This is a genomic window from Nocardia sp. NPDC052566 (assembly GCF_044547285.1).
GTDB lineage: Bacteria > Actinomycetota > Actinomycetes > Mycobacteriales > Mycobacteriaceae > Nocardia.
In genome coordinates, this window is the sequence record NZ_JBIUAF010000003.1 from 1,138,616 (window position 1) to 1,154,187 (window position 15,572).

Annotated in this window: 10 protein-coding genes; 4 read left to right on the forward strand and 6 right to left on the reverse strand. The window is 69.8% G+C overall.

Going from position 1 to position 15,572, the window contains the following annotated elements:
• Window positions 1-94: 94 nt before the first annotated feature.
• The 5 genes from ACIG5A_RS18995 to ACIG5A_RS19015 form a co-directional block, all read right to left on the reverse strand.
• Window positions 95-670 carry a TetR/AcrR family transcriptional regulator gene (locus ACIG5A_RS18995; protein ID WP_397241870.1) on the reverse strand — a complete coding sequence of 192 codons (576 nt, stop codon included), beginning with the start codon at window positions 668-670 and terminating at the stop codon, window positions 95-97.
• A 62-nt stretch (window positions 671-732) separates the two neighbouring features.
• Window positions 733-2,094: a hydroxysqualene dehydroxylase HpnE gene (gene hpnE, locus ACIG5A_RS19000; RefSeq protein ID WP_397241509.1), complete on the reverse strand. Its 1,362-nt coding sequence runs from the start codon at window positions 2,092-2,094 to the stop codon at window positions 733-735.
• 59 nt (window positions 2,095-2,153) lie between these two features.
• The gene (locus ACIG5A_RS19005) at window positions 2,154-2,327 is read right to left on the reverse strand and encodes a hypothetical protein (RefSeq protein ID WP_397241510.1); all 174 of its coding nucleotides are present in this window, start codon (window positions 2,325-2,327) and stop codon (window positions 2,154-2,156) included.
• 278 nt (window positions 2,328-2,605) lie between these two features.
• Window positions 2,606-3,382 (reverse strand): DNA-formamidopyrimidine glycosylase family protein, encoded by a 777-nt coding sequence (locus ACIG5A_RS19010; RefSeq protein WP_397241511.1) that lies wholly within the window; start codon window positions 3,380-3,382, stop codon window positions 2,606-2,608.
• A gap of 318 nt (window positions 3,383-3,700) precedes the next feature.
• Window positions 3,701-8,668: a DEAD/DEAH box helicase gene (locus ACIG5A_RS19015; RefSeq protein ID WP_397241512.1), complete on the reverse strand. Its 4,968-nt coding sequence runs from the start codon at window positions 8,666-8,668 to the stop codon at window positions 3,701-3,703.
• 96 nt (window positions 8,669-8,764) lie between these two features.
• Here ACIG5A_RS19015 and ACIG5A_RS19020 point away from each other — a divergent pair, with 96 nt between their 5' ends.
• Window positions 8,765-9,310 carry a histidine phosphatase family protein gene (locus tag ACIG5A_RS19020; RefSeq protein ID WP_397241513.1) on the forward strand — a complete coding sequence of 182 codons (546 nt, stop codon included), beginning with the start codon at window positions 8,765-8,767 and terminating at the stop codon, window positions 9,308-9,310.
• Here the strand turns inward: ACIG5A_RS19020 and ACIG5A_RS19025 are convergent.
• Complete coding sequence (locus ACIG5A_RS19025; RefSeq protein ID WP_397241516.1) at window positions 9,300-9,941, reverse strand: TetR/AcrR family transcriptional regulator; 642 nt, start codon at window positions 9,939-9,941, stop codon at window positions 9,300-9,302. The two genes, ACIG5A_RS19020 and ACIG5A_RS19025, sit on opposite strands and share 11 nt — an antisense overlap.
• A gap of 68 nt (window positions 9,942-10,009) precedes the next feature.
• Here ACIG5A_RS19025 and ACIG5A_RS19030 point away from each other — a divergent pair, with 68 nt between their 5' ends.
• From ACIG5A_RS19030 to ACIG5A_RS19040, 3 genes are all read left to right on the forward strand, one after another.
• A complete protein-coding gene (locus ACIG5A_RS19030; protein ID WP_397241518.1) occupies window positions 10,010-10,957 on the forward strand; it encodes a patatin-like phospholipase family protein in 948 nt (315 codons plus the stop codon).
• Window positions 10,954-11,793 (forward strand): SDR family oxidoreductase, encoded by an 840-nt coding sequence (locus ACIG5A_RS19035; RefSeq protein ID WP_397241520.1) that lies wholly within the window; start codon window positions 10,954-10,956, stop codon window positions 11,791-11,793. The genes ACIG5A_RS19030 and ACIG5A_RS19035 overlap by 4 nt, the downstream gene beginning before the upstream one ends.
• Before the next feature lie 303 nt (window positions 11,794-12,096).
• Window positions 12,097-15,570, forward strand: coding sequence for an indolepyruvate ferredoxin oxidoreductase family protein (locus tag ACIG5A_RS19040; RefSeq protein WP_397241522.1), 3,474 nt, complete (start codon window positions 12,097-12,099; stop codon window positions 15,568-15,570).
• Window positions 15,571-15,572 lie beyond the last annotated feature (2 nt).

Here is a 15,572-nt window from a genome sequence, read left to right on the forward strand (position 1 = left end):
TGGTTCTCCTCCTCCTAGCGGCGCCCGTTCTGTGCGCCGGAGATAGGTAACCAAGTGCTCCATGAGAATTTCGTGATGCCGCCTGGCGGGCGGGTCAGCGGGGATTTTCCACGCCGGCCGCCCAGTCGGCCAGTGTGCGGACATAGCGCAGCACCAGCTCGTCCGGATAGCGCTGCGGATCGGCCAGATGCAGGCGGGCCAGTTCCTCGGTGGCGGCCAGCAGGATTCGCTCGGTCGGGCCGTTCGGGTCGATGGTGACGCCGGTGTAGCGGGACATGTGGCGGGCGCCGATCGTGCGCGCGTAGGCCCGGCCGAGTTCGAGCCGCTCGCGCAGGCCCGGCGGGCCGCCCTCGGGCGGGCTGAGCATGATCTGCCAGCTGGTCGGAGCGGCGTGCAGGTATGCGAGCACGCCGCGGCCGACCGCATCGATATCGATGGCGGCATCGGTGGACCAGTCGACGCTGCGCACCCCGGCGAACGCGATCGCCGACTCGCGATCGAGCAGTGCGGTCATCAGCCCGGACAGGTCGGTGAACTGCTGATAGACCAGCGCACGCGCGACCTGTCCCTCGCGGGCCACCCGGTCGATCGTCACGGCGCCGAAGCCCTCGGTGGCCACGATGTCGCGTGCCACGTCGAGCAGTTGGGCGCGCCGGTCGGCCGCCGACATGCGCCGCTTCGGTGCGGCGGGCGGCTCCGCTGCCGCCTCCGGGTCCGTTCCCCCCGCTGTGGTCACGGCACAGACGGTAGCGCAAGCAGAAGATCGACCGCCCTCGCGGCGCTCTGCACGGCGCTCTCCATGGTCGCCGACCAATCCGTCGCGGTCCAGTCGCCGGCCAGCACCAGCGTCGGCACCGAGGTGCGCTGGTCGGGGCGCAGTCCGTGGGTGCCGACGACCTGCGAGAAGGTCGCCTTCGGCATCCGGACCACATGCCCCTGAAGCACTTTCGCCTCCTCGGCGGCCGGATAGTAGCGGCGCAGCAGTGCCATCTGCTCGGTGACGATCTCCTCGTTGGACTTGTGGATCTGCTCGTAGGCGCCGCTGGTGGTCAGGCAGTACAGCCACGCCCGGTCGGTGCTGCGGCCGGTCATCTTCTGCCGGTCGAATACCTCGTCGATGACGCCGGTGCCGCCGATCAGCGCCTCGAATTCGGCGGCGGTGCCGAGCGGGCGGTCCAGATACAGGTTGGTGCTGACGATCGGGGTGTAGCCGAGTTTGTCCGCGGCCGCATAGAGTTCGGCGTGCTCGGGCAGTTCGTCGAGCAGGCCGCCGACATTGGAGTTGGGGACCGCGCAGACCACCGCGTCGGCGGGCACGATGCTGCCGTCGGCCAGCGCGACTCCGGTCACTCTGCCGTCGGCGATGTGGATGCGCCTGGCGACAGCGCGATGGCGCACCGTGACCCCGTAGCGCTCGAAAACCCGTTGGGCGCCGGTGACATACAGCGTGTCGAGGTCGGTGGTCGGATAGCCGATGGTCGCGGGCCGCCGATGCTTGATGCCGAGCCGGATGCCGGTGGCAAGCACATCGGCGAGCACCTTCGCCGACTCCTGCTGCACCGGTTCGGCCGCGACGCCGAGGGCGAGCCAATCCCACAGTGCCTCACGCGCTTTCGCGGGCATGCCGATGCGGTGGAACCACTGCTCGGTGGTGAGGTCGGCGAGATCGGCGGGCTGGTGCAGGCACTGCCAGCCGAGGCGGACGGTGGCGATGCCCGCGCGCACGCGCTCGATCAGGCTCGCGTCGGGATGGGCGCCGAAGAAGGTGCGCAGTGCGGCGGGGCCCTTCGTGGCCATGGTGACGCTGCGCCCGTCCGGCCAGCGCAGGGTGGCGCGCTGCGGGAAGCGGACGTACTCACGGGTGCCGACGCTGGTCAGATAGCGGAACAGATGGTCGTAGCCGCTGGCGATGACGTGCTGGCCGTTGTCGGGCAGGTCGTCGGCCGCGTCGACCTTCATCGCGTGGGTGCGTCCGCCGAGCCGGCCGCGGCGTTCCAGCAGGGTGACCTGCTTGCCCGCCTCGGCCAGCCAGACCGCGGCGGCCAGTCCGGCCAGGCCGCCGCCGATGACAACATACTGTCGCGGATCATTCATTGCCGCACTCCCTCAGGTCTAACTGACAACTTGTAAGTTAGACCTGAGGTGTGGGCCGGTCAAGGGTGCGGCGGGGCGACCGAGGCGGGTGGCGTCGACTGCGATCCCGTCGAATCCGGATGCAGCAGAAGGTAACTGAAGATCGTCGTGGCGAGCACGGCGAGCGCGGTCACGAGTAGCCGGGCAGCAATCGCGAGGAACATGCGTCCGCCCGTTCTCGATGCTGCCACCATGTGCCCTGCTCTCCTGTCGTCTGTTCGGCCGGCCGCAAGGGTTGTCGCGCGCCGAGCCTTGAGCGTTAGCAACTGGATGGCAAATTACATCGAGAACAATGTTTCGCCGGGTCGCCGCGCGGCGTCAGGCAGGGGGAGATGGTCGCCGAGCGGGCACTCAGGGCGGCGAATCGCGAGTGGCTCCCGTCTGAGCGCACCTTCGGCGTCACAGGCGGCCGTGTCGGATCCGGTCGGCAGGTCGGCGGACGTCGGGCCGGATCGGTAGTCCGAACGGCGGGTCAGGTCGGTGGCGGCTGGCAGCGCGGACAGAAATAGACGCCGCGTTCACGGCGGGCGAGGCGGTCGGAGTCGGGGGCGGTGTCGCCGAGGAGGTGGACCACGATGGGGGTGCCGCAGCGCTGGCAGGGGCGGCGGGTGCGGCCGTAGGCGAGGTGGCGCCATGGACGGGCGGCGGCGGTGTTCAGCACTCGGTGGGCCTCGTTGACCAGGGCGAGCAGGTCGGGGACCGCCGCCACCGGGGTGGCCGGGTGCACGCGGCGCAGGTAGCAGATTTCGCTGCGATAGATGTTGCCGATGCCCGCGAGATTGCGCTGGTCGAGCAGGGCGAGGCCGATCGGCTGGCCGGGCTGGTGCTGTAGCCGCCGAACCGCCTCGGCCACATCCCAATTCGGGCCGAGCAGATCGGGACCCAGGTGATCGACGGCCTGATGCTCATCGGCAAGCCGCAGCACCTCGACCGTGCCGAGTGCGAACCCGACCGCCTCGAGCTCCGCCGTCCCGAGCACCACCCGCGCGGTCACCCGCGGTTTCGTCCACCGCTGCCCGCAGTGGAACACCCGCCACTCGCCCTCCATCTTCAGGTGCGTGTGGATGCTGACCGTCGGCGTCCGGACGAACAGATGCTTGCCGTAACTGCCGACGCTGTCCACCGGCTGCCCGACCAGATCCACCGTCGCATAACGCGGCACCCGAAAATCACTGCGCGTCAGCTCTTTCCCGACCAGCGCGGCCCGCAGCCGCTCCGCGGTGCGAAAAACCGTATCTCCCTCAGGCATGCTGCTCCGCAGCCCGTGCGATGTTGTGGCCGAAGCTGCTTCGGCCCGGAGAGCGCGGGAACCTGACGCGGTGCGGCGCGGAGCAGAAGGACTCGGTACGACCAGTCGGGACGGGGTTGCCTTGCCAGGGATCTCCGTCGACCTGGTCTACGACGGGAGCAGCGAAACAGCTGCTTTTGTGGGCGCTGTCGCCGCGGGGCGCGGCGGGGGCGTCGCCCTGCGTCGGAACTCCGTCGGCCGGGGCGACGACGGGCACGCCGGAACGGCTGCGTCGATAGGCACTGTCGACGCCTGAGCGGCGCAGGCGGGGGCCGCTGCTCACGGTTGTCGCCTCAGGCGCAGCCCGCGGGGGGTGTTGGCGAAGCCGGCGTCGGTGAGGAAGGTGGCGAAGGTGTTGCCGTGCACGGATTCTCCGTCGACCTTGTCGATGACGAGGGATTCGACGCGGCGGTCGTGGACGAGCTGGGCGAGGGTGCGGGCGGCGGTGTCCCGGGCGGCGGGGTCCTCGGTGAAGGTGAGCAGGGTTTTGCCGCCGCGCTCGAGGTAGAGGACCAGTTCACCGGCGACGAGGACGACGAGCGCGCCCGCCTTACGGCCGGGGCGGTGGCCGCTGTCGCCGTCGCCCTTCGGCCACGGCAGCGCCGCGCCATAGGGATTGGCCGGATCGGTGGCCGCCAGGGCGAGGGGTTTGCCCAGCTCGGAGCGTTCGGTAGCACGCACGCGCTCGGTGTCGAACGAACGTAGCCGGTCGACCACATCGGTGGTGGAGAACTGGGCGCCGCCGAGCGAGTCGACGAAATACCCACGGCGGCAACGACCGCGGTCCTCGAATTCGGTGAGCACCCGGTACATGAGGGCGAAACCGCCCGCCACGCCCTCGTTCTGCACCGAGCCCCTGGTCAATACGCCGTAGCGCTCCAGCAGCTGGTCCGCCGTCGCATGCGCGCGAACGGTGTTGTCCGACACCCGATCCGGCAGCAGCGACCAGCGTCCGGCCACCGCGGGCGGCCCGGACCGCGTCGGCATCGACTGCCGGGGCAGGTACGCGCGTCCCCGTGGTATCCGCCGCGGCGTCCGATGCGCGGTGCTGGTCCGCGCGGTCCCGGACAGCAACCCACGCACCGGCGCGAACGTGTCACCCGCGACGATCCCGGCCCACACCAGATCCCACAGCGCCCCCGTCACCCGCGCATCGTCGAGTAGCCCGGTCGCATCGGAAAGCTGCCGGAAGAAGTACGCGCCGCCGCCATGCAAGACCGGCGGCAGCATCGGCGGCGCGGGGGGCTGCGGTTCGTCGAGCAGTACTGGGCGGTCGATCACTGGGGGCCCGACCGTGGCTGTCCCGTCCTCGGCGAGTAGCGGTGTCCACGGTGCGATCGAGGCGCCGAGTGCGGTCAGTAGGCGCAGGTGGACTTCGGTCAGCTCGATCTCGTCGGGGGGTTGGAGGGTGAACGGGGCCTGGTCGGCCAGGTGCATGGCGATCCAGCCGTCCTTGGCGGTGATCGAGCCGTGGCCGGACCAGATCACCTCGCCGGTGGCCATGAGCTCGTCGAGATAGGCGGGGGAGTAGTCGCGTACCCGGGTGGGCAGGATCAGGGATTCCCATGCCGACGCCGGAATCGGTACGCCGGCAAGCTGTTCCACCACGGTGGCGACGCCGTCCACACCGCGCAGCTCGCCGGTGCCGACATGCTGCCAGGACGGTAGGAAGCGGCCGAACGCCGCGGTGGCGACGGGCTCCACCTCGTGTCGTGCCGCGGCAAGCGAGCGGCGGCGCAGCCTGCGCAGCACCTGGGTGTCGCACCATTCGGAGCCCGCCGCTCCCGGCGTGAATTCGCCCTCCACCACCCGCTTTTCGAGCGTCAGCTGATGCAGGGCGGTAGCGGCCACGGCGGTGCCGAGACCGAAGCGCGCGGCGACCGCCTCGGTGCTGAACGGCGCGTGCGTCCGGGCGTACCGCCCGACGAGATCGCCGAGCGGATCGGCGACGGGCTCGATGAACGCGGCGGGTGTCCCGATCGGCAGCGGCACCCCGAGCGCGTCCCGCAGTCGCGAAGCATCCTCGACCGCGACCCACCAGGTCCGCCCCGCGAACGAAACCTCCAGCGCGCGCCGGGCTTTCACCAGTTCGGTGAACCATTCACGAGCCAGCCCGCCACTACCCGCCTCGGCGGGTGCTTCGGGTCCGCCGTCGACGTCCGCCGCGCTCCCCGTCGCAGCGCTGCTGTCTTCTGTGTTCGCTGGCTCTGTCGCGCCGACGCAACGCGCTGCGGCCTCCTCGGGAGTCAGTGGTCCGAGTAGTCGCAGCAGATCGGCCAGGCCTTCCGCATCGCGTGCGTGCCGCTCCGGAGTGAGTCGTTGCAGCTCTCGCTCGGTCTGTTCGATGACCGCGGCGTCGAGCAGTTCGCGCAGCTCGACTCGGCCAAGCAGCTCGGCGAGCAGGCCGGAGTCCAAAGACAGTGCGGCGGCGCGGCGTTCGGCCAGTGGGCTGTCGCCGTCGTACATGAACTGGCCGATGTAGTCGAACAGCAGGGAGTTCGCGAACGGTGACGGTGTCGCGGTCTCCACCTCGACCAGCCGCAGCTGGCGGCGGGCTACCCGGCCGAGCAGATCGCGGAGCGACGGCAGATCGTAGACATCGCGCAGGCATTCGCGCACCGTCTCGAGCAGGATCGGGAAGTCGGGGAACTTGCGGGCCACGTCGAGCAGCTGAGCCGAACGCTGCCGCTGCTGCCACAGCGGCGCCCGCTTGCCGGGATCGCGGCGTGGCAGCAGCAGCGCGCGCGCCGCGCACTCGCGGAACCGGGACGCGAAAAGTGCCGAGCCGCCGACCTGTTCGGTGACTATGTCATCGATCTCGTCCGGTTCGAAGACGAACAGTTCCGCGCCCGGCGGATCGTCGGTGGTGTCGGGCAGTCGCACCACGATTCCGTCGTCCGAGGCGTTCGGCGCGACATCCACGCCGAACCGCTCCTGCAGCCGCGCGCCGATGGCCAATGCCCACGGTGCGTGCACCGGCAGGCCATAGGGCGAATGCAGCACCAGCCGCCAGTCGCCGAGTTCGTCCCGGAATCGCTCGACCACCAGCGTCTTGTCGGTGGGCAAATGCCCTGTCGCCGTACGCTGCTCATCGATCAGCGCCAGCAGATTCGCTGCCGCGTTGTCATCGAGGCCAGCGGCGCGCATGATCCCGGTGAAGTCGTCGTCATCCGCTTGGCTCTTGCGTCCCTTCCCCGCTCGTGTCGCGGCCGTTCGGGACATGCCCGGCACCGCGGTCGCGGCTGTTCCCGGTGCCGCCCGGCCGCCACTCGTGTCCGCCTGCCCGGCCTTGCGCACGAATTCGCCCAGCGCCGCACCCAATTCGGCCGGCCGCCCGAGCCCGTCACCGTGCCAGAACGGCAGCCGCCCCGGCTGGCCGAACGCGGGCGTCACCAGCACCCGGTCGAAGGTGATCTCCTCGATCCGCCAGCTGGTCGCGCCGAGCGCGAACACATCGCCGACCCGGGACTCGTAGACCATCTCCTCGTCGAGTTCGCCGACCCGCGAGGCCTTCTCGCCCACCATGTACACCGCGAACAACCCGCGGTCCGGAATCGCACCGCCCGAGGTCACCGCGAGCCGCTGCGCGCCGGGCCGCCCGGTGAGCGTGCCGGCGTCGCGATCCCACACCAGCCGCGGCCGCAGTTCGGCGAATTCGTCCGACGGATAGCGCCCGGCGAGCAGATCGAGCACCGAGTCGTAGGCCGATCGCGGCAATGTCGCGTAACTGCCTGTCCCGCGCACCGTGTCGAACCACGCGTCGACATCGATCGGTTCCAGCGCGCAGGCCGCCACCGTCTGCTGGGCCAGGATGTCGAGTGGATGCGCCGGGATCTGGATGGCTTCGATCTGCCCTGCCGTCATCCGCTGCGAGGCGACGGCGCAATGGATCACATCGGTCCGGTGCTTCGGGAACAGCACGCCGCGCGAGATCTCGCCGACCTGATGTCCGGCCCGCCCGATCCGCTGCAGCCCGCTCGCCACCGACGGCGGCGCCTCGACCTGCACCACCAGATCCACCGCGCCCATATCGATACCGAGCTCGAGGCTGCTGGTGGCGACGACGCAGCGCAGCCGCCCGCTTTTCAGATCGTCTTCGATGATCGCGCGCTGCTCCTTGCTGACCGAGCCGTGGTGCGCCCGCGCGAGCAGCTGCTCGGCGCCGTGGACCACCTCGGTCGACGCCCCGAGCTGGGCGGGCGGTTTGTGCCCGGCGCGAGCGTCAGGCCCGTAGGCGGCAGCCTGTGTAACCACGGAGGGCCCCGCGAGCGCCGCATCGGGCACAGCGTCGACCGGCTCGCCGAGTCTTGCCGCGTACGCCTCGTTGAGCCGCGCCGTGAGCCGCTCGGCCAGCCGCCGCGAATTCGCGAACACGATCGAAGACCGGTGTTCCAGTACGAGATCGACGATCGCCTCGTCCACATGCGGCCAGATCGACCCTGGCTGATCGGATTCACCCGGCTCGGTCATATCCGCGACGGGCACGCGGACCGACAGGTCGAAGGTCTTGGGCGCGGGCGGGGAGACGATGGTGATCGGCGCGCTGCCGACCAGGAACCGCCCCACCTCCTCGGGCGGACGAACGGTCGCGGACAGCCCGATTCGCTGCGCGGGACGTTCCGGCCCGCCCGTCGCCCGACCACCACCCCCCATCGAGTCGCTGCGCGACGCTGATGTCAGTAGATCCAGCCGAGCCAGGGACAACGCCAGATGCGCCCCGCGCTTGGACCCCGCGATCGCGTGCACCTCGTCCACGATCACCGTGCGCACATTCCGCAGCGACTCCTTCGCCGCCGAAGTGAGCATGAGGAACAGCGATTCGGGCGTGGTGATCAGGATGTCCGGCGGCGTGCGCTGCATCGACCTGCGGTCCGCCGCGCTGGTATCGCCCGACCGGACGCCGACGGTGATCTCCGGCGGATCGAGCCCCAACCGCTTCGCCGTCTGGGTGATACCGACCAGCGGAGCACGCAGATTGCGCTCCACATCCACCGCGAGCGCCTTCAGCGGCGAAACGTACAACACCGACGTGCCCGCGGAAGGGGCCTTGACCGCGGGCCGCTCCCGCACCGCCAATTGGTCGATCGCCCAGAGGAATGCCGACAGCGTTTTACCCGAACCGGTCGGCGCGACGACGAGCGTGTGCTCCCCCGCCGCGATGGCCTGCCATGCGCCGAGCTGAGCGGAGGTCGGCGCGGGGAAGGCGCCGTCGAACCACTCCTGAGTGGCGGTGGAGAACTGGGCCATTGCTTCAGTCTGCACCCGGGCACCGACAACTGTTGTGGCAGCGAAGGCGGAGCAATCGAAGTACGGCTACGTACCCAGCGCCGTACGCTTCCAACCGTGCAAAAGGTGCTCAGACTCGACCTGGTCAGCCATGGCATGACCGAGGCGATGCGAAAGGCACGTTTTCCAGTCGACGAATCGTTGACCGAGGCGGGCCGCCGGGCAATCTCGGCCGCGGGCCCGCTCACCGCCGCACGAGTGCTCACCGGGCCCGAGCGCAGGGCCGTCGAAACGGCCGCGCTGATGGGTCTGCCCGGCGAGGAGGACACCCGACTACGCGATCTCGACGCGGGTGCGTGGCGCGGCGGGGAACTGATGTCGGTGCCGCAGGACGAGCTCTACGCCTGGCTCACCGACCCGAAGTTCCGCGGCCACGGTGGCGAATCGGTGATGGACGTGATCGAACGGACCAGGTATTGGATGGCCGAGATCGCTTCGGACGGGATGTCGACCATCGCGGTCACCCATCCCGCGGTGATCCGCGCCGCGCTGCTGGTGACCCTGGACGCGCCGCCGAAATCGTTCTGGCGCATCGACATTCCGCCGGGCAGCGTCACCCGCCTGCACTATCGCGGCGAGTGGACGCTGCACTTCACCGCGTGACGGCGCCCGCGTCGTTCGCGGCGTAGCCGCGCAGCGGGCCGTCACCGCCGGTCAGCAGCATGCGCAGGGCGTCGGTGATCAGCCGTGCGGGCACCGAGGGGTCGATGGCGCGCTGCATGCCGAGGCCGATGCCGAAGCTGAGGACCGCCGAGGCCGCGTCCTCGACGGGCATCGGCAGCGCGACGCCGAGTGTGTCGGCCAGGTCCTGGATCTGTGTCGCGACGGCGCCGCGCACCACGCCGAGGCTGGAGACGAGCGCGGCCTGCAGTTCGGGATCGTCGCGGGCGACGGTGGCGAACTCGAATTCGAGCAGCGTCCAGCCGACATCGCCGACGGTGCGCTCGGCCCACTCCTGGAACCGGGCCAGCCGGTCGTCGAGCGAGTCGCCCGCCGCGATCAGGTCGGTCACCTCGCCGAACTTGGTGGCGTGGATGAGCTCGAGCACCTCGAGGCCGAGCTCCTTCTTGGTGCGGAAGTTCGAGTACACCGCGCCCTTGGAGTAGCCGGCCTCCTCGGCGACCCGCTCGAGGCTGGTCTTCGCGTAGCCGTCGGCCAGGAACAGGTCGCGCGCCGTCGCGACGAGGTCTGCCCTGGTGCGGGCCTGGCTTTCGGAGCGGGTCAGACGTGCCATGCCCCGATTCTACGTACTGACAGATTTCGGATACCGCCAGTATTTGAAAGCTGCTAGTGTCTAGAACTATGGGTAACAAAAACGGGTCACAGCGGCGTGGCCTGGCCATCGGCTGTGGCGGCACGCTCGGGGCCGCGTGGATCGTGGCCGCGCTCGACGCGGTGGCCGAGGAACTCGACTGGGATCCGCGCACAGCCGACGTGCTCATCGGCACGTCGGCGGGCGCGGAGCTGGCGACCATGCTCGGCAGCGGAATCGCGGTGGACGAGCTGGTCGCCATGCAGCGCGGCGCCGCGACGAATCCGGTGCTGGCCGAGCACATCCGGGTCGATCCGGGCAGGCTGCCACCGCTGCCGCGACCGTGGCTCGGCGCGCCGCGGCTGACCGTGCGCGGGCTCGGTTCCGGGCAGGCACTGCTCACCGCGGGGGCGGGGCTGCTGCCCAAGGGTGCCGGTGACGCGGCGTGGCTGCAGCGCCTCGCCGACGGGCTGAACCCCGGCCGTGACTGGGTGCCACACCCGGCGACCTGGCTGGTCTCGGTCGACATCGGCACCGGGCAGCGCGTCGCATTCGGTTCCCCCGATGCGCCCGCCGCGCCACTCGGTGCGGCGTTGCGCGCCTCCTGGGGCGTTCCCGGCTGGTTCCCGCCCGTGCGGATCGGCGAGCGCGGCTACCTCGACGGCGGCGCGGCATCGACCGCGTCGGTGGATCTGCTTGCCGCACAACAGCTCGACGAACTCGTGGTGCTCGCGCCGATGGCCTCGGCGGGCCGCGTGCCCGCGTCGAATATCGGCCACCGGTTCGAGCGTCAGCTGCGAAATCGGATGAGCGCCAAGCTCGCTGCCGAAATCGCCCAGGTGCGCGCGGCGGGCACCCGCGTGCTCTTCCTCGGCGCGACCGCCGACGACCTCGCGGTGATGGGTCCGAATTTCATGGATGCCCGCCGCCGCCTCGACACCTTCGAACACAGCCTGCGCAGTACGCGCCGGGCGCTCGCACAAGGAGCTTTCGCATGAGAATCCTCGGACACGGCTACCCGGAGATCGATCTGAAGGGCGCCCGCGTGCTGATCACCGGCGCGGGTCGCGGCATCGGCCAGGCCACCGCGGAGCTGTTCGCGGGCAAGGGCGCCGAGGTCGCCATCGGCGATGTGGACACCGCGGCCGCCGAGTCCGCCGCGGCGGCCTTGGGCGCCAAGGCATTCGAACTCGACGTGCGCGTCCGCGACCAGTGGGACGAGGTCGTCGCCGAGTTCGGCCGCGTCGACATCCTGGTCAACAACGCCGGTGTGATGCCCGCGGGCGCCTTCCTCGACGAACCCGACGCCGTCGGCCACGCCACCATCGATATCAACGTGTGGGGCCTGATCAACGGTATGCGCGCCGTGGTGCCCGGCATGATCGCGCGTGGCCGTGGGCATGTCGTCAACGTGGCCTCGCTCGCGGGCAAGCTCCCGCTGCCCGGCCTGGCCGTGTACAACGCGAGCAAGTTTGCCGCCGTTGGCCTTTCGGCCGCCACCCGGCTGGAGTTCGCCGAGTACGGCGTCAGCGTCAGCACCGTCATGCCGTCGGCGGTGCGCACCCGCCTGTCCTCCGGCATGACGCTCGGTAAGGGCATGCCCACCGTCGATCCGGAGGATGTCGCCGCCGCCATCCTGCACACCTGCGGTACCCGCAAGGCCGAGGTCGCCGTCCCGAGTTATCTCGGCCCGATCGATGTGGCCCTGGCCGCCGCCCCCGAGCGCGCGGTCCGGCTCGTGCGCAGGCTCTTCGACGGTGAGCGCGCCCTACACCCCGCCGACACCGAGACCCGCGCCAAATATGAGGAGCAGGTCCGCTCGATCACCAAGTGATCGCCGAGCGGTAGAAGCGTCCAACGGCCCGGAGTGCATCTCCGGGCCGTTGTCGTAGCCGCGGTCGCCGCGGAATCCGCGCCATCGGTCGACTCGCCCGAATCGGACGTTGCGTGTCCGGGGTCACAATTCGCCTAGCATCATGCTCAGTCGATGCCCAATGGTGTGCGTCGTGATTGCGCAATGTGAGCAACAATTCTGGCCACTATTGTGCGTTTCGCGCCTCCGAGACAGGATATCGGCGTTAAGTGCACAACGATGCGACGGCGCCCGATCGGTGCCCGAGCAGACGGGTGGAACCGAATGACCGAGCTCGCTGACCGCGAACTGATCCCGGCTCCGTACGACCTCGCCGATCGCTATCGCGTCGGTGCCGGAACCGTAGTACTCACCGGTGTCCAGGCGATTGCCAGACAGCTGGTCGAACAGCACGTCCGCGATCTGCGCGCGGGCCGCCGCGTCGGCACCTTCGTCTCCGGCTATCAGGGCAGCCCGCTCGGCGGCGTCGACAAGATGCTGGCCGGTATGCCGAATGTGCTCGCCGAGCACGACATCTCCTTCGTGCCAGGACTGAACGAGGAGCTCGCGGCCACCTCGGTGTGGGGCAGCCAGGCCCAGCTGCCCGCGGGCAACGCCACCCACGACGGCGTCGTTGGCGTCTGGTACGGCAAGGGGCCCGGCCTCGATCGGTCGACGGATGCGCTGCGCCACGCCAACATGTACGGCGCGAACGCCGACGGCGGGGTGCTGCTGCTGGTCGGCGACGATCCGGCCTCGAAATCCTCGACCGTGCCCGCGGTCAGCGAGCGCTCCCTCGCCGCGCTGAACATTCCGGTGCTCTTCCCGCGCAATGCGAGGGAGATCATCACGATGGGCCTGCACGGCGTCGCCCTGTCGCGCGCCTCGGGATGCCTTGTCGCGCTGAAGATCGTCGCCGACGTGGCCGACGGCGCGTGGACGGTGGACGGCGAGGTCGGCGACATCGACATCGTGGTGCCCGAAATCGAGTGGGAGGGGCGGCCGTTCAGCTACCTGCAGCGCCCGATGGCCGCACCGACCGACAGCGTGATCGCCGAGGCCGATCTGTACGGGCCGCGGTGGGAGATCGTCAAGGCATACAGCGCGCTCAACGAACTCGACGTCATCGAGGTGAATCCACCGGCGGCGACGATCGGAATCGCCGCCACCGGAACCACTTTCGACGCGGTGCGGCAGGCGCTGATCGATCTGGGCGTCGACGACGCCGCACTGCTGCGCGCCGGGGTCCGGCTGCTGCGCATCGGCATGCCGTTCCCGATCGCGCCCGATCGCGTGCGCGAGTTCGCCGACGGCCTGACCCGGCTGATTGTCGTCGAGGACAAGACCGCCTTCATCGAAACCCAAATTCGCGACATCCTGTATGGCACGGCCGACGCGCCGCAGATCATCGGTAAGCGCGATGCCACGGGCCGCCCGCTGTTCGCTCAGGACGGCGAGTTGACCACCGGCCGCATCATCGGCCCGCTGCGCCGCGCGCTCGACGGCTACCTCGAGACGAAAAGGCCACTGCCGCAGCCGCTGTCGCTGTCCGTGCTGCCCGCCAAGCGGGCCGCCTACTTCTGCAGCGGCTGCCCGCACAACCGCTCCACCGCGGTGCCGGAGGGTTCGCTGGCCGGCGGCGGCATCGGCTGCCACACCATGGTGACCATGTCCGGTCGCGAGGACAGCAAGGTCACCGGCCTGACCCAGATGGGCGGCGAGGGCGCGCAGTGGATCGGCCAGGCGCCGTTCACCTCGGTGCCGCATCTGTTCCAGAACATCGGTGATGGAACGTTTTTCCACTCCGGGCAGCTCGCCGTGCAGGCATGTATCGCCGCGGGTGTGAACATCACCTTCAAGCTGCTCTACAACGACGTCGTCGCGATGACCGGCGCACAGGACGCCGAGGGCGCGCTCGCGGTGCCGATGCTGACGCACAAGCTCACCACCGAGGGCGTCAAGCAGATCATCATCTGCGCCGACGAGCCGAAGAAGTATCGCAAGCGCGATCTTGCGCCGGGAACCGTGCTGTGGCACCGGGATCGGCTGGACGAGGCGCAGCGAACGCTGCGCGAAATGCCCGGCGTCACCGTGCTCATCTACGACCAGCACTGCGCCGCCGACGCGCGCCGCCAGCGCAAGCGCGGCACGCTGCCGGTGCGCACCACCCGGGTGGTCATCAACGAGGCGGTGTGCGAGGGCTGCGGCGATTGCGGCGTCAAGAGCAACTGCCTGTCCGTGCAGCCGGTCGACACCGAATTCGGCCGCAAGACCCGCATCGACCAGACCTCGTGCAACACCGATTACAGCTGCATGGACGGCGATTGCCCGTCGTTCGTCACGGTGGAGCTACCTGAGCCGGGCAAGGCCAAGAAGCGCAAGGATGTTCAGCGGGCCGTGCCGCCCGTGCTGCCCGATCGCCGTGACGGCGCGCCGACCACGACGCAGAATGTGTTCCTCGCCGGTATCGGCGGCACCGGTATCGTCACCGTGAACCAGGTGCTCGCGACGGCCGCGCTGCGCGCGGGCTACGAGGTGGCCAGCCTGGACCAGATCGGCCTGAGCCAGAAGGCGGGCCCGGTGGTCTCCCACTTGCGTTTCGTCGCAGGGGAATTGGAGCCGGCGAACCGGCTAACGCCCGGCTCGGCCGACTGCATCGTCGCGTTCGATCTGCTCGCGGCCACCGACAACAAGAATCTGGCGTACGGCTCGAAGGTGACGACGGTCTCCGTCGCGTCGACCAGCCAGACCCCGACCGGGGACATGGTGTACGACAAGGCCGTTCGGTACCCGGAGGAGCAGACCCTGCTGTCCCGGCTCGAGCAGGTGTCGCGCGAGGTGCGTTCGTTCGACGCGCTCGCCGCCGCCGAGGTGCTGTTCGGCAATACCGCGGCCGCCAACTTCCTCATGGTCGGCGCCGCCTACCAGACCGGTGGCCTGCGCCTGCCCGCCGCCGCGATCGAGGAGGCCATCGAGATCAACGGTGTCGCGGTGAACGCCAATATCGCGGCGTTCCGCTGGGGCCGCGTCGCCATCGCCCAGCCGGACACCTTCGCCGCCGCGACCGCGAGGAAGCAGCGCAAGGCCGCCGAGATCGCCGTGCCCGCAGAGCTTTTCGCGAGCCTGACCGCGACGGGGGAGACCCGCAGGCTGGTCGAGCTGCGCGCGGTGGAGCTGATCGGCTTCCAGGGCGTGCGGATCGCCCGCGAGTACGTGCGCACCGTGCAGGACATCTGGGACGCCCAGCGGCGGGTGACCACCCGCACCGAGTTCAGCGAGGAGGTGGCTCGCGGCCTGTACAAGTTCACCGCGTACAAGGACGAGTACGAGGTGGCCCGCCGTCTCACCGACCCGGCGTTCCTGGACGACGTGACGGCCCAGCTACCCGAGGGCGCGAACCTCACCTACCGGCTGCACCCGCCGATCCTGCGGGCCATGGGCCGCAAGAAGAAGATCGGCCTCGGCCCGCGCAGCCACCTCGCCCTGCGCGTGCTCGCGAAGGGAAAGCGCCTGCGCGGCACCAAGTTCGATCCCTTCGGCTACGCCCACGTCCGCCGGGTGGAACGCGAACTGCTCGCCCACTACACCGAGATGGTGACCAGCCTCGCCAACCACCTCGACCCGGCCGACTACGACCGCGCCGTCGAAGCCGCGGCACTCACCGACATCGTGCGCGGTTACGAGGACATCAAACTCGCCAACGTCGAACTCTATGGAAACCGCCTGCGCGAGTTGGGCATCGAGCCCCCGCGCGTCTGAGA